This is a genomic window from Burkholderia cenocepacia (genome assembly GCF_900446215.1).
In the GTDB taxonomy this organism is placed as follows: Bacteria; Pseudomonadota; Gammaproteobacteria; order Burkholderiales; family Burkholderiaceae; genus Burkholderia; species Burkholderia cenocepacia.
In genome coordinates this window covers 289,806-312,608 of the sequence record NZ_UAQZ01000007.1, presented here as the reverse complement: position 1 = coordinate 312,608, position 22,803 = coordinate 289,806, and the positions used below count along the sequence as shown (strand labels likewise).

At 66.6% G+C, this 22,803-nt stretch carries 18 protein-coding genes; 4 read left to right on the top strand and 14 right to left on the bottom strand.

The features are described 5' to 3' along the window. The first annotated feature begins 33 nt into the window (after positions 1–33). Together DTA15_RS15395 and DTA15_RS15390 are read left to right on the top strand one after the other, a co-directional pair. Positions 34–1,284 carry a M20/M25/M40 family metallo-hydrolase gene (locus DTA15_RS15395; protein ID WP_006483792.1) on the top strand — a complete coding sequence of 417 codons (1,251 nt, stop codon included), beginning with the start codon at positions 34–36 and terminating at the stop codon, positions 1,282–1,284. Positions 1,285–1,416: 132 nt separating this feature from the next. Next, entirely contained in the window at positions 1,417–1,785 is a 369-nt protein-coding gene (locus DTA15_RS15390) for a YbjQ family protein (protein ID WP_006483793.1), read from the top strand. A gap of 190 nt (positions 1,786–1,975) precedes the next feature. On the opposite strand, the gene DTA15_RS15380 is transcribed toward DTA15_RS15390, so the two are convergent. The 4 genes from DTA15_RS15380 to betC all read right to left on the bottom strand — a co-directional run bounded on the left by DTA15_RS15380 (position 1,976) and on the right by betC (position 7,419). Then, positions 1,976–3,226 (bottom strand): MFS transporter, encoded by a 1,251-nt coding sequence (locus DTA15_RS15380; RefSeq protein WP_012493528.1) that lies wholly within the window; start codon positions 3,224–3,226, stop codon positions 1,976–1,978. Positions 3,227–3,469: 243 nt separating this feature from the next. Then, complete coding sequence (locus tag DTA15_RS15375; protein WP_006483801.1) at positions 3,470–4,609, bottom strand: porin; 1,140 nt, start codon at positions 4,607–4,609, stop codon at positions 3,470–3,472. Positions 4,610–4,869: 260 nt separating this feature from the next. Then, positions 4,870–5,838 carry a choline ABC transporter substrate-binding protein gene (choX, locus tag DTA15_RS15370; protein WP_006483794.1) on the bottom strand — a complete coding sequence of 323 codons (969 nt, stop codon included), beginning with the start codon at positions 5,836–5,838 and terminating at the stop codon, positions 4,870–4,872. 45 nt (positions 5,839–5,883) lie between these two features. Then, entirely contained in the window at positions 5,884–7,419 is a 1,536-nt protein-coding gene (betC, locus tag DTA15_RS15365) for a choline-sulfatase (protein WP_006491381.1), read from the bottom strand. Between the two features lie 237 nt (positions 7,420–7,656). On the opposite strand from betC, the gene DTA15_RS15355 reads away from it, so the two are divergent. Together DTA15_RS15355 and purU are read left to right on the top strand one after the other, a co-directional pair. Continuing rightward, complete coding sequence (locus DTA15_RS15355) at positions 7,657–8,562, top strand: choline sulfate utilization transcriptional regulator (RefSeq protein ID WP_006486273.1); 906 nt, start codon at positions 7,657–7,659, stop codon at positions 8,560–8,562. Positions 8,563–8,742: 180 nt separating this feature from the next. After that, complete coding sequence (gene purU / locus DTA15_RS15350) at positions 8,743–9,627, top strand: formyltetrahydrofolate deformylase (protein WP_006486276.1); 885 nt, start codon at positions 8,743–8,745, stop codon at positions 9,625–9,627. Positions 9,628–9,800: 173 nt separating this feature from the next. On the opposite strand, the gene DTA15_RS15345 is transcribed toward purU, so the two are convergent. From DTA15_RS15345 to DTA15_RS15300, 10 genes are all read right to left on the bottom strand, one after another. Continuing rightward, entirely contained in the window at positions 9,801–11,456 is a 1,656-nt protein-coding gene (locus tag DTA15_RS15345) for a trimethylamine N-oxide permease (protein WP_006486278.1), read from the bottom strand. 178 nt (positions 11,457–11,634) lie between these two features. After that, positions 11,635–12,498 (bottom strand): glycine betaine ABC transporter substrate-binding protein, encoded by an 864-nt coding sequence (locus tag DTA15_RS15340; RefSeq protein ID WP_006486270.1) that lies wholly within the window; start codon positions 12,496–12,498, stop codon positions 11,635–11,637. A gap of 134 nt (positions 12,499–12,632) precedes the next feature. Further along, entirely contained in the window at positions 12,633–13,781 is a 1,149-nt protein-coding gene (locus DTA15_RS15335) for an FAD-binding oxidoreductase (RefSeq protein ID WP_006486271.1), read from the bottom strand. A 29-nt stretch (positions 13,782–13,810) separates the two neighbouring features. Then, on the bottom strand, positions 13,811–15,052 hold the full coding sequence (locus DTA15_RS15330; protein WP_006486272.1) for an aromatic ring-hydroxylating oxygenase subunit alpha: 1,242 nt from the start codon (positions 15,050–15,052) through the stop codon (positions 13,811–13,813). Between the two features lie 52 nt (positions 15,053–15,104). Beyond that, the gene (locus DTA15_RS15325; RefSeq protein WP_006491387.1) at positions 15,105–15,890 is read right to left on the bottom strand and encodes an electron transfer flavoprotein subunit beta/FixA family protein; all 786 of its coding nucleotides are present in this window, start codon (positions 15,888–15,890) and stop codon (positions 15,105–15,107) included. Then, positions 15,887–17,056, bottom strand: a complete 1,170-nt coding sequence (locus DTA15_RS15320) for an electron transfer flavoprotein subunit alpha/FixB family protein (protein WP_006488991.1) — start codon at positions 17,054–17,056, stop codon at positions 15,887–15,889. The genes DTA15_RS15325 and DTA15_RS15320 overlap by 4 nt, the downstream gene beginning before the upstream one ends. A 4-nt stretch (positions 17,057–17,060) precedes the next feature. After that, positions 17,061–18,986, bottom strand: a complete 1,926-nt coding sequence (locus tag DTA15_RS15315) for a (Fe-S)-binding protein (protein ID WP_006488989.1) — start codon at positions 18,984–18,986, stop codon at positions 17,061–17,063. Positions 18,987–18,989: 3 nt separating this feature from the next. Next, positions 18,990–21,053, bottom strand: a complete 2,064-nt coding sequence (locus tag DTA15_RS15310; protein ID WP_006488987.1) for an NADH:flavin oxidoreductase — start codon at positions 21,051–21,053, stop codon at positions 18,990–18,992. Between the two features lie 68 nt (positions 21,054–21,121). Next, entirely contained in the window at positions 21,122–21,655 is a 534-nt protein-coding gene (locus DTA15_RS15305) for a DUF5943 domain-containing protein (protein WP_006488993.1), read from the bottom strand. Positions 21,656–21,794: 139 nt separating this feature from the next. After that, entirely contained in the window at positions 21,795–22,766 is a 972-nt protein-coding gene (locus tag DTA15_RS15300; RefSeq protein WP_006488981.1) for a dipeptidase, read from the bottom strand. Positions 22,767–22,803 lie beyond the last annotated feature (37 nt).

Sequence of the window (22,803 nt, the reverse complement as noted above, 5' to 3'; positions counted from 1 at the left end):
TTCATCGACATCGCCATCCTCACGAGATCGACCATGCCCACTCTGAAACCGACCCGCCTGAGCGCCGCGCTGGGCGGCATGCTGCTGACCGCCGCCGCGCACGCGACACCCGTCTGGATCACGCTCGGCGACACCGCGTTCCGCCAGCTTCAACGCATCGATGCGACCGCAACCGCGCAATACAGCACGACCGTCGACGCCGGCAAGGCGGCCGACGGCGCCGCGCGTCGCGAGACTGTTCACGTCGTCGAGATCGACGATTCCCGCCTCGGCGAACTGGCCCGCGCCGTCCAGCGCACGCGCGGCCACGGGCCCGGCTACGTCGTGCACGATTCGTTCGACGACGCACGCCAGGCGCTGCAACCGTTGCCGGCGACGCTCGCGAAACAGGCCGCCGCCGCGTACACGGTGTCGAACGTGCCGCAGATCGGTACGTGGGTCCAGCAACTGCAGGCCAGCAACATCGTCGGCACGATCACGTCGCTGTCCGGCTTCACGAACCGCTACTACACGACGTCGCACGGCGTCGCCGCGTCCGACTGGCTCGCGCTGCAGTGGAAGCAGCTGGCGGGGGCGCGCGCCGACATCACCGTCGAACAGGTCGCGCACACGGGCTTTCCGCAGAAATCCGTGATCCTGACGATCCGCGGCAGCGATCCGGCCGCGGGCACCGTCGTGCTCGGCGGCCACCTCGATTCGACCGTGGGCCGCACGACGGAGAACACGCGCTCGCCCGGCGCGGACGACGATGCGTCGGGCATCGCCAGCCTGACCGAGGCGCTGCGCGTGCTGCTCGCGAACAACTACCGGCCGAAACGGACGATCAAGTTCGTCGGGTATGCGGCCGAGGAAGCCGGGTTGCTTGGTTCGAAGGCGATCGCGAAGCAGTTCCGCACGCAGAATGCGAACGTGGTCGGCGTGCTGCAGCTCGACATGACGAACTACAAGGGCGATCCGAAGGATATCTACCTGATCACCGACTACACGAACGCGGCGCAGAACACCTACGTGAAGAACCTCGCGGCGACCTACCTGCCGGAGCTCGCGGTCGGCACGTCGCAATGCGGCTATGCGTGCTCGGATCACGCGTCGTGGAATGCGCAGGGGTATCCGGCGTCATTCCCGTTCGAGGCCGACCAGAACGACAGCCCGTACATTCACACGGTGAACGACACGCTGGAGAACTCGGATCGCCAGGCCAACCATGCGCTGAAGTTCGGCAAGCTGGCGCTCGCGTACGCGGTCGATCTCGGCGGCCTTGCCGGCGCGACGGTCAAGCGCTGAGCGCTCTTCATCGAGCGGTTGTCGCGTTCGGCGACGAAACGGGCGTTCACCCGCACGGGTGCGCCCGTTCGAATACGTCGTCTCCGGCCGGCTAGAATCGTCGTTCGACCACTCGCTACACGCTTTCGCACCATGACCGAATCCAACCGCTCCCTCGACGACCTGTCGCCCGCCCGCGTCACGACCGCATTCGACCTGCCCGGCCATACGACCGTCCGCTCGCTCGGCGTCGCCCAGGGCATCGTCGTGCGCTCGCGCTCGATCGTCGGTTCGTTCGGCGCGTCGCTGCAAACGATCTTCGGCGGCAACATCACGCTCTATACGTCGCTGTGCGAAAAGGCGCGCGAGCAGGCGTTCGACAAGATGCTCGCCGAGGCGTGCAAGCTCGGCGCGAATGCGATCGTCGCGATGCGCTACGACTCGACCGAGATCGGCTCGGGCGTGACCGAAGTCATCTGCTACGGCACGGCCGTGCAGGTCGCACACGCCGCCGGCGCCTGACCGTCCGCCGCGACGCGCTGGCCGCACACACTGCCATTCGACCGAACCGGGTGCCAAAAAACCGTTTTGTCGGATGATTGTCCGGCACGGCCGTCGTTTGGCATGTGACTGAAACGAGAAAGCAATTTGAAATGAACTGCAGTGAACGAGAAGCCGGCTTCACCTGAAGGCATCGGCCTCTCACGTCGGCTCAATGATCGCGCTCCAGCGACGCCATGTTCCGCAAGCTCGGGAACAGCCGCATCCACGTCAGCGCGACGGCGATCGTCGCCGCGCCGCCGACGACGATCGCCGCGGGCGCGCCCCACCACGCAGCCGTCACGCCCGATTCGAATTCGCCGAGTTGATTCGACGTGCCGATGAACAGGGAATTGACCGCGCTCACGCGACCGAGCATGTCGTCGGGCGTGCGCAGTTGCACGAGCGACAGTCGCACGACGACGCTCACGACATCCGACGCGCCGAGCGCCGCCAGCGCGACGAGCGACAGCGCGAAATGCGTCGACAGCCCGAACACGATCGTCGCGACGCCGAACGCGATCACGCCGCCGAACATCGCGCGGCCCGGCCGCCCCTTCAATGGAAAACGCGTGAGCCACAGCGTGCCCGCGAGCGCGCCGACTGCCGGCGCCGCGCGCAACGCACCGAGCCCCCGCGGGCCGACCTGCAGGATGTCGCGCGCATAGATCGGCAACAACGCGGTCGCGCCGCCGAACAGCACGGCGAACAGGTCGAGCGACAGCGCGCCGAGAATCGCCGGTTCGCGCCGGATGAACGCGATACCGGAAAACACCGAGCGCAGCGTGACCGGCTCGCGGGCGGGCGGCGCGCCGCGCAGCGGAATCGTGCCGCTCAGCATCGCCGCGATCGCGAATGCCGCGACGCTCGTGCCGAACGCGACGGGCGCGCCGACACCGTAGAGCAGCCCGCCGAACGCGGGCCCGAGAATCTGCGCGGCCTGGTTCGCGGACGTCGACAACGCGGTCGCGCGCGGCAGGTCGCTGCGCGGCACGACGGCCGGCAACAGCGACGACACCGACGGCGACTCGAACGCGCGGGCCGTGCCGACGATCGCCGCGAGTGCATACACGGCCGGCGCGGCGAGCCACCCTTGCATCGCGCCGAGCAGGAACACGCCGGCGGCCAGCGCCTCGACGCTCTGGCAGATCGTCGCGATGCGCCGACGGTCGTAGCGGTCGGCCACCTGCCCGACGACGAGCGTCAGCGCGAACATCGGCACGAACTGCGCGAGGCCGACGAGACCGAGCGCGAATGCGCTGTGCGTGAGCGCATACACGTACCAGCCGATGGCCACCGACAGGATCTGGAAGGCCAGCGACGACATCACGCGCGTGCCCCAGAAACGCTGGAACGGCGCGTGGCGGAACAGGTTGGCGGGTAACGGGGACAACGGACTGGAATCGGGCACGGGGGTAGTCATCGGGGTCTCGGCGGTTGGCGGTGCCCACTGCAACCGTTCGGGAAAAGCGACGCCGCACGCGAGTGGGCGTGCGGTAACGGTGCGGACGCGGCCAAATCGCGATGATATGCCAACGGCTGAAAACCGGCCGGCCGCCGGCACGCGCGCCGTCGAGCCGGCACACCGCACAAAAAAAAAGCGCGAACCGCGGTTCGCGCCAAAGAGAGACCTCGCTGAAGACGTCACACCACCCCACCACCCCGCTTAGAACGAATGCCGCATCCCGATCCGCACGTCGGCCTGCGTTTGCGTCGTCGACGGCGTGAAGCTGTAGCCGATCACCGCATCGACACCCTGCGACGCGCGCAGATAGTCGCCGGAGATGTACACGTCGGTGCGCTTCGACAGCAGGTAATGCAGGCCGGCCGTGCCCTGGTTCCAGTGATGGCCTTCGAAGCGCGTGTGCTGGTAGCCCGCGATGAAGCTCAACGCCGGCGTGAACTGGTACAGGCCGCCGCCTTCGTACACCTGCATGTGCGACGACTGGCCGAAGCCCTTGATCGTCGTATACGAGTAGTTGGCGTCGAGCGTCAGCTTGCCGATCGTGTAGCTCGTGCCGATGCCGAACGTGCCCTGGCTGTCGACGTCCATCGGCGTGTTCGCGAACAGGTCGGTGCGCGCGCCGGTCGCGGGATCGACTGTGACGGTCTGCTGGCCGAGGAACGTGTGCGTGCCGATCATCGCGTACGGATCGAACGCGTAGATGCCGTTCGGGTTGTTCAGGCGCGTGTACGCGGCGCCGATCGAGAAGTCGCCCTTCGTAAAGCTCGCGCCCGCGCTCCATGCGCTGTTGCGATGGAAGTTGCCCGCGACGTTGCCGAACGAGTACATCGCGCCGACCTTGAAGCCGCTCATGTCGTTCGACAGGAACTTCACCGAGTTCGGCAGGCGGTCGCCGTTGAAGCGGTCGAAGTCGCCCTGGTGGATCGCATAGCCGCTGCCCCACGCCGAGATGTTGTAGATCGACACCAGTTCGTTCGTGATGTCGAGCTGGTTACCGAACGACAGCGTGCCCCAGTCGTTCTGCAGGCCGACATACGCCTGCCGTCCGAATTCGGCGCCGCCGAAGCCGAGTTGCCCGTTGCCGAGACGGAAGCCGCTCTCGAGCGCGAACACGGCCTTCAGGCCGCCGCCCAGGTCTTCGGTGCCCTTGAGGCCGAAGCGGTTTCCGTATGCGACGCCGTCGTCGAACTTGACCACGTGCGAACCGCCCGTGTTGTTCACGTAGGTGATCCCGGCGTCGAGAATCCCGTACAGCGTCACGCTGCTTTGCGCATGCCCGATGGCGGGAATACAGGCCGCGCATGCAAGCGCGGCGGCTACGGCAACTTTCGTGTGCTTCATTGTCGACCACCCTCCCTGAACCGTTCGATGGATAGAATCGCTTCCCGACGCGTGCCGCGATGCGCCGGTGGATTCGAATTCAGACCGCCCCGCTGGCTTCGGCATTTCGTTTTCCGCAATAACGCAGCCATTGGCGAAAAATACAAACCCATATTTCGCGTCACCCGTCTGAAGGCGACACTAAATGGTCACGATGCGACGGATCGGGAAAACACGTAGACAGGCGGCACGGTGAAAACCGGCCGCCCGAAGAGAGGGAATCAGCGCGCGTCGAGGGCCGCGCGCACGGCCGGCAGGCCCGGTGCGCCGGCCGCCGTCGTCACGCCGTCGAGCCAGGCGGCAACCAGCGCGGGCTCGGCCTTCAGCGCATGCTGCGCCGCGAGCGCGGGCGACGTCTTGTTGTCGAGCATGTCGGCGATCATCCGGTTCTCGACGTCGACCGAGAACGTCATCTGCCGGAACAGCCGCGCGAGATTCGCGCACTGGCCGGCGAACCCGGAACGCGTGACCGTGTTGACCGTCGCGCCGCCGTAGTTCGGGCCGAAATACGCATCGCCGCCCGACAGATACGTCAGATGGAACTTCGTGTTCATCAGATGCGGCTCCCATGCGAGAAACACGATCCAGCGCTTGTCGCGCACCGCGCGCTCGACCTGCGTGAGCATGCCGGTCTCGCTCGATTCGACGAGCGACCAGTTCGCGGACCCGAGCGCGTGGTCGGACAGCATCCGCTTGATGTTCTGGTTCGCGGGCGCGCCGGGCTCGATCCCGTAGATCTTGCCGCCGAAGCGGTCCGCGTAGCGCGCGAGATCGGCGAACGTATGCACGCCGGCGGCGGCCACATAGTCGGGCACCGCGAGCGTGAACTTCGCGCCGCTCAGGTTCGCATGCAGCACGTCGATCGATTTCTCGTCGACGAACGGCTTCACGAGCGGCGCCTGGGCGGGCATCCAGTTGCCGAGGAACACGTCCACCTGCCCCTTCTTCAACCCCTGGTACGTGATCGGCACCGACAGGTTCGCCACGTCCTGCCGATAGCCGAGCGCCTTCAGCACGACGCCCGCCATCGCGTTCGTCGCGTCGATGTCGGTCCAGCCGGGCGCCGCCATCTTCACGTCGCTGCACGTCTGCGGATCGGCGGCAGACGCAGGCTGCATCGCCACCACGCACGCGGCGGCGGCGAACGCCGCGCCGATCCTTCGGATTGCTGCATTGCCTTGCCGTTTCATGGTTCGCTTCCTCCGTCGTTTTTCAATGACCGCGATGCCGGACGCTCAGCGCCCGACGCGCGGAAAACGCGCCATCGCCTCGAGCGTGTCGAGTTCGATGTGATTGCGCATGTAGCGCTGGCTCGCGTCGGTGAACGGCTGCCAGTCCCACGCCTGGATGCGGCCCTGCGTCGTCGCCGCGTAATGGAAACGCCGGCGCCGCTGGCTCGCGCGCACCTGCCTGTCCAGCTCGGGCAGGTTCCAGCGCTGCGCGGCGTGCGCGCGGAACGCGGCGAGCACGTCGGCGGCTTCCGGCCGGCCGGCCAGGTTCGTCAGTTCGCGCGGGTCGTCGGACAGGTTGTAGAGCTGATCGGGATCGGCCGGGCAATGCACGTATTTCCAGTCGCCGCGGCGGATCATCACGACCGGCGCGAGCGCGCCTTCCGCGAGGTATTCGCCGAGCGCGACATCGTGCGCGGGCGTGCCGTGCAGATGCGGCACGAGGCTCGCGCCGTCGACCGGGTCCGGCCAGCCGCCGGCGGGCGCGGCGCCGGCCAGCTCGACGAGCGTCGGCAGCAGGTCGACGTGCGACACGGGGCCGCGCACGCGCGCGGCGTCGAAGCGGCCCGGCGCATGCACGATCAGCGGCACGCGGCAGCCGCCTTCGAAGAACGTCATCTTGTACCAGAGGCCGCGCTCGCCGAGCATGTCGCCGTGGTCCGACGTGACGATCACGATCGTGTCGTCGGCGAACCCGCATTGCTCGAGCGCGGCCAGCACGCTGCCGAACTGCGTATCGACGTAGGACGTCGCGCCGTAATACGCGCGGCGTGCGGCGCGGATCTGCGCGTCGGTCGGCGGCGTGCGGTCGTTCTCGCAGACGAAGCGCAGCCGCTGCGAATGCGGATCGCTGTCGGCCGCATCGAGCCGCACGGCCGGCATGTCGATCTCGTCATCGTCGTAGCGATCCCAGTATTCGCGCGTGATCGCATACGGGTCGTGCGGATGGGTCAGCGACACGACCATGCAGAACGGCCGCGCATCGTGCCCGGCCGCGCGCTCGCGCGCGACGTCGTACAGCTTCTGCTTCGCGGCGAACGTGACCTCGTCGTCGAAGTCGAGCTGGTTCGTGCGCACGCACGGGCCGGCGTCGAGCACCGAACTCATGTTGTGATACCAGCTCGGCCGCTCGGTCGGGCTGTCCCAGTCGGGCACCCAGCCGAAATCGGCCGGATAGATGTCGGTCGTGAGGCGTTCCTCGAAGCCGTGCAACTGGTCGGGTCCGCAGAAATGCATCTTGCCGGACAGCATCGTCCGGTAGCCGCCCGCGCGCAGGTAGTGCGCGAACGTCAGCGTTTGCGCCGGCAATTCGGCGGCGTTATCGTAGGCGCCGATCCCCGACGGCAGCTTGCCGGTCAGCAGCGAGAAGCGCGACGGCGCGCACAGCGGGCTCGCGCAGTAAGCGGCGTCGAACACCACGCCTTCGGCGGCGAGCCGGTCGAGCGTCGGCGTGCGGGCGACGCGGTTGCCGTAGGCCGGCAGCGCGAACGGCGTGAGCTGGTCGGCCATCAGGATCAGGATGTTGGGTGTCGGGTTCGTCATCGGCGGTCGTGGGGAAAGCGGTGTTCGAATGGAACGGCTCGCCGTTCGGGCAGCGAGACGTCCGGCATGACGGAGGCGGCCTGAAGAAACTGCCGCGCGGGCGGGCCGCGCTGGCTAGAATCGCGGGAGGCCTGTCGGCCGCCACGGAGCGCGTGTGCCGCACCGTCCGCTGCACTATCGCCCGCCCGAATTCGCGCGGGTAGGCGTCCGGCCCTTATGGGGCCATTAGAGGGACTTATGTCGAAACCCGAACCGTTACCGTCGATGCAGGCGCTGCGCGCGTTCGAATCGGCCGCCCGGCTCGCGAGCTTCACGGCCGCCGCGCGCGAGCTCGGCTCGACGCAGCCGGCCGTGAGCCAGCAGGTGTATCAACTCGAAGCCGAACTCGGCGTGCCGCTGTTCGAACGCAGCCCGCGCGGCGTCACGCTGACCGCCGATGGCGAGTGCCTGTACGAAGCCGTGCGCCTGAGCCTCGACACGCTGCGCGGCGCGACCGCGACGCTGCGCGCGCGCCGCGAGCACGGCGCGCTCACGATCGTCACCGACTTCGGTTTCGCGACCTACTGGCTGATGCCGCGTCTGGCCGGGTTGAAGCGCGTGATGCCGGACGTCGACGTGCGCGTCGTCACGTCACAGGATTACGACGCGCAGCGTGACCACGGCGACATCGCGATCCTGTTCGGCGACGGCCACTGGCCGTCGTGCACGGCCGCGCGGCTGTTTCCGGAATCCGTGACGCCCGTCTGCGCGCCCGCGTTCCGCGACGCGCACCCGGGCGTCACGCGGCCCGACCATCTGCTCGCGCTACCGCTGCTGCACGTGCAGCCGACGCGCCCCGAGCGCTGGCTGTCGTGGTCGGGCTGGTTCGACGCGCACGGCCTGGAACCGCCACCCGCCGCCCGCGGCGTGACCTTCAACAGCTATGCGCTCGTGATCCATGCGGCGCTGCTCGGCGAAGGCGTGGCGCTCGGCTGGTCGCCGCTCGTCGACGAACTCGTCGCGTGCGGCCAGCTCGTGAAACTGGTCGATGCGCCCGTCGTCACGTCGCGCGGCTACTTCCTGGTGCGGCCGCCGCAGCGGCCCGAGCCGGACGCGACGCACGTGTTCCGGCGCTGGCTGCTCGACGCGTGCGCGGGGGCCTGACGCAGCGCCCGTCCCGCCGGCCCCGCTGGCCCCGCTGGCGCACCGATACCAGCCACACGGCGGGTTGGTTCTATCCCGCCCGAAATCGTCCTGATTTACTTGAGTCTCCCGCTACCCGCGCGGCGCGGCGCTGTCGTGCGCCGCCGCGCGGCCGTGCGCCCCTGCCATCCGAGGAGTCTCATGACCGCCGAGCACCGCCCCGATCAATTCGTCCTGACACTGTCGTGCCCGAGCGCGGCCGGCCAGGTCGCCGCCGTCGTCGGCTTTCTCGATCGCCATCGCTGCTATGTCGATGCGCTGAACGTGTTCGACGACGATCTCAGCAACCGCTTCTTCGTGCGCTGCGTCTTTCATCCGACGGATGAAACGCTGCAGATCGACGCGCTGCGCCAGGAATTCGCCCCGATCGCGGCCGGACTCGGCGGCCACGCCGGCGACATGCAATGGGCGATCCACGACGTCAATGCGCGGCCGAAGGTACTGATCATGGTGTCGAAGCTTGAGCACTGCCTCGCGGACCTGCTGTTCCGCTGGCGGATGGGCGAGCTGAAGATGGACATCGTCGGCATCGTGTCGAACCACCCGGACTTCGAGCCGCTCGCCGCGCAGCACGGACTGCCGTTCCGGCACTTCCCGATCACGGCCGAGACCAAGGCGCAGCAGGAAGCGCAATGGCTCGACTTCTTCGAATCGAGCGGCGCCGAGCTCGTGATCCTCGCGCGCTACATGCAGGTGCTGTCGCAGGAGACGAGCGCGAAGCTCGCGAATCGCGCGATCAACATCCACCACTCGTTCCTGCCCGGCTTCAAGGGCGCGAAGCCGTATCACCAGGCGCATGCGCGCGGCGTGAAGCTGATCGGCGCGACCGCGCACTTCGTCACCGACGATCTCGACGAAGGCCCGATCATCGAGCAGGTCGTCGAGCGTGTCGATCATGCATTGCGTCCCGAGCAACTGCTCGCGGTGGGACGTGACGTCGAAAGTCTCACGCTCGCGCGTGCGGTGAAGGCGTTCATCGAGCGGCGGGTGTTTTTGAACGGCGACCGGACGGTGGTGTTTCCGTAAGCAGACCGCCGTCGCGTTCGAAGGCGGCAGAAACGAACAAGGCCCGACCGGCGTGTTCCGTTCGGGCCTTTTTTTGCCGTCGTGTTGCGCCGGCGCTTCTCGCGATGGCCCCGTGTGCGGTTTCCGGAGCCATCGCGTGCTGCCACACGCACGCATCGGCATGCATTACCGCATCACTTCACCCACGCGAAGTAATACGACAGCCAGATCGTCAGCCCCGCACCGATCAGCGCCGCATACGGCATCAGGCTCAGCCACATCGCGCGCTGCGGCACTTCGAGCTCCATGTCGCGCTGCATCTGCGCGGGGAAACGGCCGCGATCCTGCCAGTAGTGGCGGAACAGGAACACCGGCACGATCAGCAGCATCGCGATCAGCCCGTTGCGCAGCGTGCCTTCACCCTGCAGGTTCGCGCCCGCGCCGACGTAGACGAGGTTCGCATAGCCGCAGATCGAGCCCGCGACGAGCAGCCAGGTCGGGCAGCGGAACGGCCGGTCCCAGTTGCCGCGATCCATCCGGTGGATCCAGCCGGACTGGAGATTCAGGAATACGAACAGCATGTAGCAGACGTTCGAGATCGACAGCACCGTCATGTAGTCCGACATCATCAGCAACACGAGGTTGAAGCCGAGATCGGTCCACATCGCGCGCGTGGGTGAGCCATGCTCGTTCACGTGCGACAGGTACTTCGGCAGCCAGCCGTCGACCGATGCCTGGTACAGCGTGCGCGACGAGCCCATCATCGACGTCATCACGATCAGCAGGATCGACAGCATCAGCATCACGACGACCGCGTTCGCGACCCACGCGCCGCCGCCGACGATCTTCGCCATCGCGGCCGCGACGCCGGTGCCGTCGCCAATCGCCGGATCGAGCATCGCCTGCGTGCCGAGCGCGCCCTGGAACGCCATCGGTACGAGCGTCATCACGACGAGACACAACGCACCCGACCAGAAAATCGCCTTGGCGGTATCGCGCCGCGGATCGCGGAATTCGCGCGTATAGCAGACGGCCGTCTCGAAGCCGTACGAGGCCCAGCCGGCCATGAACATCGCGCCGAGCGCCATCGTCACGCCCTGCCCGTTCCACGAGCCGAAGGTCGCGGCCGTGAGGTTGCCCTGCGCGTCGTGACCGAGCGGCAGCAACGGGAGCAGGTTCGACATCGGCACGTCGCCGGTGACGAACGGCACGATGCCGACGATCAGGAGCGGCGTGAGCGATGCAATCCCGAGAATGCGCTGCGTACGCGCAGCCTTCGATGCGCCGCTATGCTGAAGCTTGAACGTGATGAGAAGCAGAATCGTCGCGATGATGAACGTCGCGTTGATTCGCAGAGACAGACCCGGCTTGATGAAACCGAGATCCGCAACCTTGAGTTGCCAGTGCAGCACCGCCGCATCGGCGGGAAAGAGGCTCGTGAGCGCATAGCTCGCCGCGAGGCCACAGCCGAGCGCAAGCATCGGCGACCACGCGAGCCAGTTGCACCACACGGACACCGGGGCAATCAGCTTGCTGTAACGGACCCAGCCAATCGCGCCGTACACCGACGCGCCGCCCGATTTATGGGGAAATAGCCCCGATATTTCCGCATAAGTCGCGCTTTGAATCAGCCCCATCGTGATCGCGGCGATCCAGATCGCCCACGCGGGCTGGCCGATCGTCGCGCATACGCCGCCGATCGTGAACAGCACGCCTGCCGGCACGCCGCTCGTCACCCAAAAAGCGTCTTTCCAGGTCAGGCCACGATGCAGCGTGTGGCCCGTCGAATCATGTGAGATGGGTGTTCCAACATCACTGGTGCGGTTCGCACGCAGTCCTGCCTGACTCATCCAGTTCCTCCTGTGATGATTCTGCACAAGCGCCGTAGTGTAACAACTTACGGGCTTTTTTGCAGAATCTGAAAAAGAATTCCGGGATATGGCCGCATTACATCCTGATTGTTTCGGATTCCTGCATGCCATTCCCGGCGTGTTTTTATGATGATTCGTACGACGTATGTCGAGGTGCTTACTGCGCGCCTTCCGTCCACGAATTCACGCGGTCCGCATGGGCTGCGATCCACGCGTCGGCGGCTGCTTCCGGCTTCGAGCCGTTCTGGATCGCCAGCATCACGCTGTCGATTTCACCCGGCTTCCACTGGAATTTCTTCAGGAATGCGACGACCGGCTTCGCCTTGGTTTCGAGGCCCGGATTCACGACGCTGTCGACGTGCTCGGCGCCGCCGAACACCTTCTTCGGATCCTCGAGGAAGCGCAGCTTCCATTTCGCGAACATCCAGTGCGGCGCCCAGCCCGTCACGATCACCGGCTTGTTCGCGCCCACCGAACGCGACAACTCGGCCGTCATCGCGCTGCCCGAGCTCGGCATCAGCGTGTAGTTCAGCCCGTAGCTCTTGATCGCGTCGTCGGTCTTGCGCATCACGCCGGCGCCCGCATCGATGCCGACGATCCGGCCGCCGAAGCTGCCCTTCTCGGCGTTCAGGTCGTCGATGCTCTTCGCCTTCACGTACGCGGGCACGATCAGGCCGATCTTCGCATCGGGGAAATTCGCGCCGAGGTCGACGACCTTGGCCTTGTACTCGTCCCAGTACGAGCCGTGCGTGACCGGCAGCCACGCGGACAGCGTCGCATCGAGATCGCCGCGCGCAACGCCCTGCCACATGATGCCGGCCGCGACCGGCACGAGCTTCACTTCGTAGCCGAGCTTCTTCTCGATCACGCGGGCCGCGACGTTCGACGTCGCGACGCTGTCGTCCCAGCCTTCGACGTAGCCGATTTTCAGCGTCGGCTTCGTATCGGCGAGCGCCGATGCGCTCAATGCCACCATTGCCGACAGAGCGCCGGTCCACAACAGCTTTCCGAACAGTTTCATGGTCGATCTCCTTGGTCTGCGCACCGTGCGCGTTGTCTCTCTAGGTTCTTCAACCACAAATCCGCGGTATCGTTGTTTTCCGACGGAAGCTTGTCCGGACGCGACGCGCCCGGACAGCCGATGGCCTGTTTCGACTACTTGTCGATCACGAGATCCGACAGCGGCTTGCTGCAGCACAGCAGCACCATCCCCTGATCGATCTCGCGCTGGCGGATGCCGCCGTTGTGCTTCATCTCGACCTGCCCCGACACCAGCTTCACCTTGCAGGTGCCGCACATGCCCTGCGTGCACGAGGCCGGCAGCCGCACGCCCGACTGGCGCGCCGCGTCGAGCACGTGCTGCTCCGAGCCGCACGCGATCTCGCGGTTGCTCTTCGCGAAGCTGACCGTGTACTGCTTCGTCGTGGCGTCGACACCTTCGGCGGCCGGCACGAGTTCGGCGAGCACTTCGTCGCTCGCGGTCTGCGCGAGCGTCTCGAACGAGAAGCTTTCTTCGTGATACTGCTTGCGATCGAAGCCGGCTTCGTCGAGCAGGTCGCGCACCGCCTTCATGTACGGCGCGGGGCCGCACGTGAAGATCTCGCGCTCCATGAAATCCGGCGCGATCAGCTTCAGCAGCGGCAGCGTCAGGAAGCCCGTGACGCCCGGCCAGTTGGTACGTGCGCCGACGCGCTCGACGACGAACGACGTGCGGAAATTCGTGTGGTTCGACGCGATCAGGTCGAGCTCGCGCGCGAAGATGATGTCGTCCGGCGTACGTGCGCTGTGCACGAACAGGATGTCGCGATCCTCGGCGAGATCATGGTGCGCGCGGCTCATCGACATCAGCGGCGTGACGCCCGAGCCGGCCGACAGGAACAGGTACTTGCGCGCCGGATGCCGTGCGCACGTGAATTCGCCGGCCGGGCCGAGCACGCGTACCGCCGCGCCCGGCTGCAGGTTGTCGTGCAACCAGTTCGACACCTTGCCGCCCGGCACGCGCTTGACCGTGATCGAGATCGTGTGCGGCCGCGCCGGCGACGACGAGATCGTGTAGCAGCGATTGATCGTCTCGCCGTCGATGTCGAGCTCGAGCGTGATGAACTGCCCGGGCTCGAACGAAAACGTGCGGCCCTGCGGCGAACGGAAGAAGAAGCTCTTCACGTCGTGGGTTTCCTGCCGCACGTGGCAGCACACCAGCGTTTCCTCGACGTCGCTCGTCCAGCGCTCGGGCAGCGCGTTCCAGAACGCCGGGTGCGTCACCCGGCTGTCCGCCGGCTCGAAATTGGCCGCATCTCGCATCATGTCTTGCTCCGCATATACGCTGCTAAGTACTACGCGCCGGTTTTTTCGGCGAGCCGGCCGATGTACCAGGCCGAGAATTTTTCGACGAGACCTTCCGTGTACGGCGAATACGGGCCCGGCTCGTACGCGCTGCTGGTCGCGCCGCGCTGCGAGAATTCGACGAGCGCGCGATCCTGGTCGTTGGTCGCGTTCCACACGGCCGTGAGGTTCTTCACGTCGTAGTCGATGCCTTCCTTCGCGTCCTTGTGCACGAGCCACTTCGTGCGCACGAGCGTCTTGCCGGCCGACAGCGGGATCACCGAGAACGTCACGATGTGATCGCTCATGAAGTGGTGCCACGAGTTCGGCTGCGTCCAGAACGACAGCCCGCCGAGATCGGCCTTGTCGAAGCCGCCGAGCAGCTTCTTCGACGCGACCTTCGCATCGAGCGTCTGCGATTCGCCATGACGGTCGAGCGGCAGGCGCTGCGTGCGGAAACCCGTCACGTCGAGCAGCTTTTCGATTTCGGCGGACGGCAGGCCCATCTCGGCCCACTCCTTGCCGCGCCGCACGCACGTTTCGGCGAATGCGTCCATGCCTTCGGCGTTCGCGTCGGAACGCTGGTAGCCGAAGCCGTATTCGTACAGCGAGATCGTCAGCTCCGGATGGTTCGCGACGCAGTGATAGCACTCGCGGTTGTTCTCCATCGTGAGCTTCCAGTTGCCTTCCTCGATGATGTCGATCTGCGCGGCGATCTTCGTGTTCGGCAGGTCGTGCGGCAGCAGGTACGGCTCCATCTCGGCGCGCATCTGCGCGAAATCGACCGGTGGCTCGTCCGCGAGGCAGATGAAGATCAGGCCCGCGAGATTCTCGACGTGCACCGACTTCAGGCTGTGCTTGCAGCGATCGAACTTCTCGCCCATGTGCTCGGCGAACATCAGCTGGCCCGTCAGGTTGTAGGTCCAGCTGTGGTACGGGCACACGATGTTGCCGACCGAGCCTTTATCTTCGTTGCACAGGCGCGCGCCGCGGTGACGGCACACGTTGTGGAACGCGCGGATCGCCATGTCGTCGTCGCGCACGATCAGGATCGAATCGCTGCCCAGCTCCACGGTCACGTAGTCGCCCGGCTCGGGAATGTCCGGTTCGATCGCCACCTGGATCCAGTGCTGGCGGAAAATCGCCTCCATGTCGAGCGCGAAGATGTCCTCGCTCGTGTAGAACGGTGCGTCGAGGCTGTGCCCTTCCTTGCGCCGCTCGATCAATGCACGAATGTCTGCCGATACTTTCATCGTTTGCTCCGGATTCCTTGCATCCCTGGGTTCTTGCCGACAGGCATCAAAATCAGTAGTCGATGAGCTGATGCTCGCGCAAATACGCGAGGATCACTTGTGCTTTTTCGACCGAACTCCCTTCATTTACGACGTTGCCGCCACGGCTTTCGGTCGTCGTCGCGGACAGCATCCGCGCATGCCCGGAGCGCTTCTCGGCGGCGACCAGCTTTACGGGTTTACGCTCGACCGGGCCGACCGTCCACGCGGCCGCATCGGCGTCCGCGCCGGGCGCCGCGAGCGCGGGCCGGATCGCGCCGGCGCGCAGCCGTGCATACGCATAGCGCGGCTCCACGCTCGCAAGCGGATGCACGGCGACGACGGCCGGCAGCGCCGCGTCGACACGCCGCCGCAGCCCTTTCGGCAAAAATTGCCGAACCGCCGCGCGGCCGCCGTCGACCGTCACGTCGACGGCCGAGCCCACGAGCGGATAGCCGAGCGCCGCGGCGATGCGATACGGCAGCATCCCGGTGTCGTACGCGCCCTCGGCGCGCGTACCGGTCAGCACGAGGTCGTAGCCGTCGAGGCGCGCGGCGAGTGCGTGCACGGCATCGTCGCCGTCGCGGCAGGCCAGCACTTCGACCTCTCGCGCACCGAGCGCCAGATACTCGGCGAGCGCCGCATTCGCGGGGTCGCCGGCATGAATCACATCGAGCGTCGCGCGATGCTTGTCGGCGAGCTGCCGGCCGGTTTCGAGCGCGGCCGCATCGTTGCGGCTGTAGCGCGCGACGCCGCTGACCGGATGCCGGCCGACGGACACGAGCACCGCGATGCGTTGCAAGGGACGAGGGGCGTTCATGCGGCGACTCCTTCGGGTTCACGGGTACCGACCGCGGCCGGCGATTCGCCGCGCGCGGCCCGCGCGGCCTGGACCTGTTCGATCAGCGCGGCGATCGTCGCCTGCGCGTCGCCGACCACCGTCAGGTTCGCGCGCTTCGCGATCGGCGCGCTGCCGTCGAGGTTGACCGCGATCACGTGGCGGCAGTCCTTGATCCCCTGCAGGTGCTGCACCGCGCCCGAGATGCCGAACGCGATGTACACGCTCGCCTCGACCGTCTTGCCGGTCGCGCCGACCTGCTTGTCGCGCGTGAAGTGGCCGTTGTCGACCGCGACGCGGCTCGCGCCGATCGCCGCGCCGAACACGCCGGCCAGCCGCTCGAACGCGCCGATGTCGGACACGCCGTTGCCGGCCGACACGATGAAATCGGCTTCCTCGAGCGCGACCTGGGCTGCGTCGATTTCGTCGAGGCCGAGATCGCGGTACGGCTGCGCGGCATCCCGCGCCGGGCGGATGAAGTCGGCGGCGACGCGCTCACCCGCACCGACGAACGGCAGCTTCGCGTCCACCGCGTTCTGCGCGAGCAGGATCACGTCGGGCAGCGCCCGGGTGGCAAACGCACGCCCGGCCTGCGCATACGCGCCCACATGCTTCGCGTCGATTTCGACGACGTGGGTCGCGACGCTCGCGCCGGCGGCCGCCGCGTAACGCCGGCCGAGATCGCCATCGCCTGTCGCGTTGTCGGGCACGAACACGTGCTTCGGTGCGAGCGCGGCCACGCAGGCCTGCAATGCTTGCAGTTCGCTTTCGGGATCGAACGCACGGCGCTCGAAGCCGGCCAGCTCGATCAGCTTGTCGACGCCGAGTTCGGCGACGTCATCCTTCAGTTCGCCGAACGCGAGCAGCGCGACTTCCGTCTGCGCATCGGCGAGCACGGCGGCAGCGGCAATCGCCTGCCGCGAATGGTCGTCGAGCGCGCCGCGTTCGCTGTGCGCGACCACCAGCATCACGTGCTTCGGGTCCTGCAGCGCGCGGCGCGGCTTCGCGGCCGCGCCGCCATGACCGTGCGCGGACCACTGCGCGGCGTTCGCATCGGCGCTGCCTTCCTCGCCGAGCGTGATGCGCTTCAGGCCGGCGGCCGTGATGATGAACGGCCGGCGCGGATCGATTCGTTTGATCGTATTCATCGATTCACTCCAGCGAGGCAGCGACGAGTTCGGCGACGTCGAGCACGTCGGGGCGCGGGCCCACGACACCTTCGAGCATGGCCGTGCAGTTCGGGCACGCAACCGCGACCACGTCCGCGCCGATCGTGCGCGCGTCGGCGATGCGGATGTCCGGAATGCGCTGCTTGCCGGGGATGTCGGTCAGCGGCGCACCGCCGCCACCGCCGCAGCAGCGGCCGCGCATGCCATTGCGCTCCATCTCGACGACCTGGATGCCGATCGTCTTCAACAGCTTGCGCGGTGCTTCGATCTCGCCGTTGTAGCGGCCGAGGTAGCACGGATCGTGATACGTGGTGCGCTTCTCCTGCAGCGCCTCGACCGCCTTCGGCGCGATCTTGCCGCTGTCGGCGAGTTCGGCCAGATAGGTCGTGTGATGCTTGACCGTCACGCGCAGCCCGAGCGCACGGTATTCGTTGCGCAGGCTGTGCATCACGTGCGGGTCGGCCGTCACGATCTGCTGGTACGACAGCGTGCCGAGCGTGCCGATCAGGCGCTTCGCCATCTGCTGGAACGTCGCTTCGTCGCCGAGCCGGCGGGCGACGTCGCCCGTGTCGGTCTCGGTCGGGCCAAGCACCGCGTAATCGACGCCCGCCTTGTTCAGCACCTTGACGAACGCGCGCAGCGTACGCTGGTAGCGCATGTCGAACGCGCCTTCGCCCGCGACGAACAGCACGTCGACCGGCTTGCCCGGCTGCGCGACCGGCGCGCTCAGGTCGACCGACCAGTCGTAGCGCGCGGCCGTGTCGTAGCCGCCCATCGTGCCCGTCTCGCGCAGGTTCGCGAGCACTTCCTGGCCCTTGCCCGGCACCGTGCCGTGCACGAGCGTGCGGTTGCGGCGCATGTCGACGATCGCGTCGACGTGCTCGATCAGCATCGGGCATTCCTGCACGCATGCGCGACAGGTCGTGCACGACCACAGCGTCTGCTCCTCGATCAGGCCCGACACGATCGGGCCGTTCGGCTCGCCGCGATGCTGGCCGACCGCGAGGCCCGGCGTCGGGCTGCCCGCGTACGCCGCATCGGTGCCGCCGGCCATCCCGACCACGAGATCCTGGATCAGCTTCTTCGGATTCAGCGGCTGGCCCGACGCGAACGCGGGGCACGCGGCTTCGCACTTGCCGCACTGCACGCATGCGTCGAAGCTCAGCAACTGGTTCCAGCGGAATTCGACCGGCTTCGCGACGCCGTACTCCTGATGCTCGATGTCCGGCAGCTTCAGTGCGGTCGGCGGCGTGGCCGTGCCGTTGCCGGTGAACGATTCACGGGTGGCCGCGAAACGCTCCTGGCGCGGGTGGAACGCGAGATGCAGCAGGCCGGCGATCGCGTGCTTCATCGGGCCGCCCTTCGCGGCGCCGACCGTCATCGTGAACGCGCCGATGCCGATCAGCAGCGCGCAGAGCACCGCGAACGCGCCCGACATCGCGCCGGTCGGCACCAGCATGAACAGCACGAGGCCGAGCGCGAACGAACCGAGCAGCCAGGGCAGCGTGTTCCACGGGCCGCGCGACAGGCGCGCCGGCACGTCCTTCGCCGCGCGGCGGCGCCACACGAACACCGCGCCGACCAGCATCGCGAGCGCCGCGACGAAGATCAGCTTGTCGAGCCACGGCGAGTAGATCGCGAGGCCGTAGTTGACGAACACCAGCGCGAGCGCGCCGATCGCGCCGCCGGCGGTCGCGACGTGAGTCTTCGCGATGTACGGATCGCGGGCGACCACGTGGTGCAGGTCGACGAAATAACGCTTCGGAATCGCGAACAGGTTCGCGACGCCGAACGAGCCGGGCGCCGTCGCGCGGCCCAGACGCCAGTAGGACGAGCGCTTCGCGACCGCGAACGCGAGCCCCGCCACCGACAGCCACAACAGGGCGGTAATGAGGAAGGACGGGTTCATCTTTTAGAAATCCTTCACGAGACGCAGCGAGTCGTAGATCGCACCGTGGACGTTGTGCATCGAGATGCAGTCGCCGACACGGAACAGCAGGAAACGGCCGTTGCCGAGCTCTTCCGACAGGCACGGTTGCGGCTCGGCCGCGAACAGCGTGTGCGGATCGATCTGGCCGCGGTTCACCGATTCCGGCTTGAGCTTCCAGTACAGCTCGTCGTTCGGCGACGAACCGTTCTCGATCACCACCTGGTCGACCGCGCGCTCTTCCAGCTCCTCGGTGTACTCGTTGCGCAGCACGGCGATCATCTTGCCGTTCTCTTCATAGACGCGATCGAGCATCGTGTTCGGCGTCGGAATCACGCCGAACGCGTACAGGCGACGGTAGAAAATCGGGAACGTCGTGCCGCCGCAGTCGTCGGCCACCTTCACGTCGGGCGTCACCACCTCGACCTTCGAGCCACGGCTCGCCATGAAGTCGGCCACGCCCGCGCCGGCATGCGTGCTCACGCCGTCGAACAGCAGCACGTTCTGCTTCGGCTCGACCTTGCCGGTCAGGATGTCCCACGAGCTGACCGCGAGGCCTTCGGCCACGCCCCACGCCGGCACCTGCCACGTGAAGCTCGACCCGCCCGTCGCGAGCACGACGATGTCCGGCTTCTCGGCCATGATCATCTTCTCGTCGGCGGCCACGCCGAGGCGCCGGTCGACGCCCAGACGCTTCGTTTCCATGTCGAACCAGCGGATGATCCCCGACATCTGTTCGCGCTGCGGCGCCTTCGCGGCGATCATCACCTGGCCGCCCACTTCCGCGTTCTTCTCGAACAGCACGACGTCGTGGCCGCGCAGCTTCGCGACACGCGCCGCCTCCAGGCCCGCGGGACCCGCGCCGACCACCACGACCTTGCGCTTCGGGCCACGCGACTTCTCGATGATGTGCGGCATCGTCGCTTCGCGCGACGTCGCCGCGTTCTGGATGCACAGCACGTCGAGGCCGTTGTACTGACGGTCGATACAGTAGTTCGCGCCGACGCACTGCTTGATTTCGTCCTCGCGGCCGTCGCGGATCTTGATCACCATGTGCGGATCGGCGATCTGCGCGCGCGTCATGCCGACCAGGTCGATCATCCCGTTTGCGAGCAGGCGCTCGGCCTGGCCCGCATCGCGGATGCTCTGCGCGTGCATCACCGGAATCTTCACGACCGACTTGATGCCGGCCGCGAGGTGCACGAACGGCTCCGGCGGCAACGCCATCGGCGGCATGCAGTTGGCGATCGTGTTGTGCGTGTCGCCGCCCGAGCCGACCACGCTCAGGTAGTCGATCAGGCCCGTCTCCGACATCGCCTGCGCGATTTCCTTCAGCGCCTCGTGATCGAGGCCGTCCTCGTGGAATTCGTCGCCGCACATGCGCAGGCCGACGCAGAAATCCTTGCCGACCGCCTCGCGCACGGCCGTCAGCACTTCGATGCCGAAGCGCAGGCGGTTTTCGAGGCTGCCGCCCCATTCGTCGGTGCGATGGTTCGAACGCTTGCTCCAGAACTGGTCGATCAGGTGCTGGTGCGCGGCGGAGATTTCGATGCCGTCCATGCCGGCCGCCTTCACGCGCTTCGCGGCCGCCGCGAAATCACCGATGATGCGGCGGATTTCCTCGATCTCGATGATCTTCGCATTGCCGCGGTGCACGGGTTCGCGCACGCCCGACGGCGACATCAGGTGCGGCCAGTGCTCGCCGTGAAACGACGAGCGGCGTCCCATGTGCGTCGCCTGGATCATGATCTTCGCGCCGTGCTTGTGCATCGTGTCGGCCAGGCGCGTGAGCGGGTCGATGATCTTGTCGGTCGACAGGTTCACCGATTTCCACCAGCCCTGCGGGCTGTCGATCGACACCGGGCTCGAACCGCCGCAGATGGCCAGGCCGACGCCCCCCTTCGCCTTTTCTTCGTAGTAGCGGATATAGCGGTCGCCCGGCAGGCCGCCCGGCTCGGCGTACACCTCCGCGTGCGCGGTGCTGACGATCCGGTTGCGCAGCGTCAGCTGGTTCAGCTGCATGGGTTTGAACAGGTGGGGATAACGCATCGCTGGCGACCTCTGGCGTTCGAATGTCTCGTGTTGCGGGTGTTGTTCTGTTTCAGTGAATCAATGCGTCAGTGCGCGATCGGCGACACTTCGAAGACGCAGTGGTCGTGATGCTCGGCCGCACACTGCACTTCCTTCGATTGCGCGCGCGGCGCGCCCTTGCCTTCCGGCGTCGTGTCGTTGACCCAGTCCATCGCACCGGCGAACCAGCCCGCGAACATGTAGCAGAGCTTGCCTTCCTTGCCCGGCTGCTGGAGCACGAACGACGAGTGGCGCAGTTCGATCTTCGCGCGGGCGCTCGCCGGATCGGCCTCGATGATCGAGAACAGGCCCCAGCCGCGTTGCGACAGGCGCTTCAGGTAGTGCTCGAACACGGCCATGCCGGTCAGGCCGTGCAGCTTCGCTTCCTTGTCGCACCAGTGGTACGCGGACTTGTAGCCGGCCTTGTAGAGGATTTCGGCATACGCTTCGACGCCGAGCGCTTCCTCGACGGCGACGTGGTTGTTCGTGAAGAAGTGGCGCGGCACGTACAGCATCGGCAGCGCGTCGGTGGTCCAGACGCCGGTATCGGGATCGACGTTGATCGGCAGTTGCGGTTGCATCGTGGTGACTCCGTGAGGAAAGTGGCCGCGCGGTTCAGTGCGCAGGCGCGACATCGTCCGCGCGCCAACGCGGCAAGCGTTGGCACGTCCCGATTTTTTTATGTTGAAACGCGAGTAGCGGGTTCGGCGGGGGTGGCGCTTACGCGCCCCACACGTCCTTGAACACGCGCACCCAGTTCTCGCCCATGATCTTGCGGATACGCGACTCCTTCCAGCCGTGGCGTTCCATCGCCGCGGTCAGGTTCGGGAATTCGCCGATCGTGCGGATGCCGTCCGGGTTGATCACCTTGCCGAAGTTCGTCAGCTGGCGATAGCGGCCCTTGTCATGCGTCAGCATGTCGAAGAATTCCTTCGCGAAATCCTGCGTGAAGTCCGTGCCGATGCCGACCGCGTCCTCGCCGATCAGGTTCACGACGTAGTCGATCGCCTCGATGTAGTCGTCGATGTTCGCTTCGATCCCGCGCTTCAGGAACGGCGCGAACATCGTCACGCCGACGAAGCCGCCCGCATCGGCGATCTCCTTCAGCTGCGCGTCGCTCTTGTTGCGCGGATGCTCCTTCAGGCCCGACGGCAGGCAGTGCGAATAGCACACCGGCTTCTTCGAGAACGCGATCGCTTCCGACGACGTGTTGCCGCCCACGTGAGACAGGTCGACCATGATGCCGACGCGGTTCATCTCGGTGATCACTTCGCGGCCGAAGTCCGACAGGCCGCCGTCGCGCTCGTAGCAACCGGTGCCGACCAGGTTCTGCGTGTTGTAGCAAAGCTGCACGACGCGCACGCCCATGTCGGCGAACGCTTCGATGTAGCCGAGGTTGTCCTCGAACGCATGCGCGTTCTGGAAGCCCAGGATGATCCCGGTCTTGCCTTCCTTCTTCGCGCGGAAGATGTCGTCCGTCGTGCGCACGAGCGTCAGCAGCTCGCCGTTGTCGCGGATCTTCTTCTTCATCACGCCGATGTTGTCGACGGTCTTGGTGAAGTTCTCCCACACCGACACCGTGCAGTTCGCGGCCGTGATGCCGCCACGGCGCATGTCCTCGAACACCGGCTTCTCGAACTTCGAGATGTTCAGTCCGTCGATGATGATGCTGTCCTGATGCAGCGTGCTCATATCTGCTCTCGCTCGTGTGACTGTTCTTGTGGGGGTC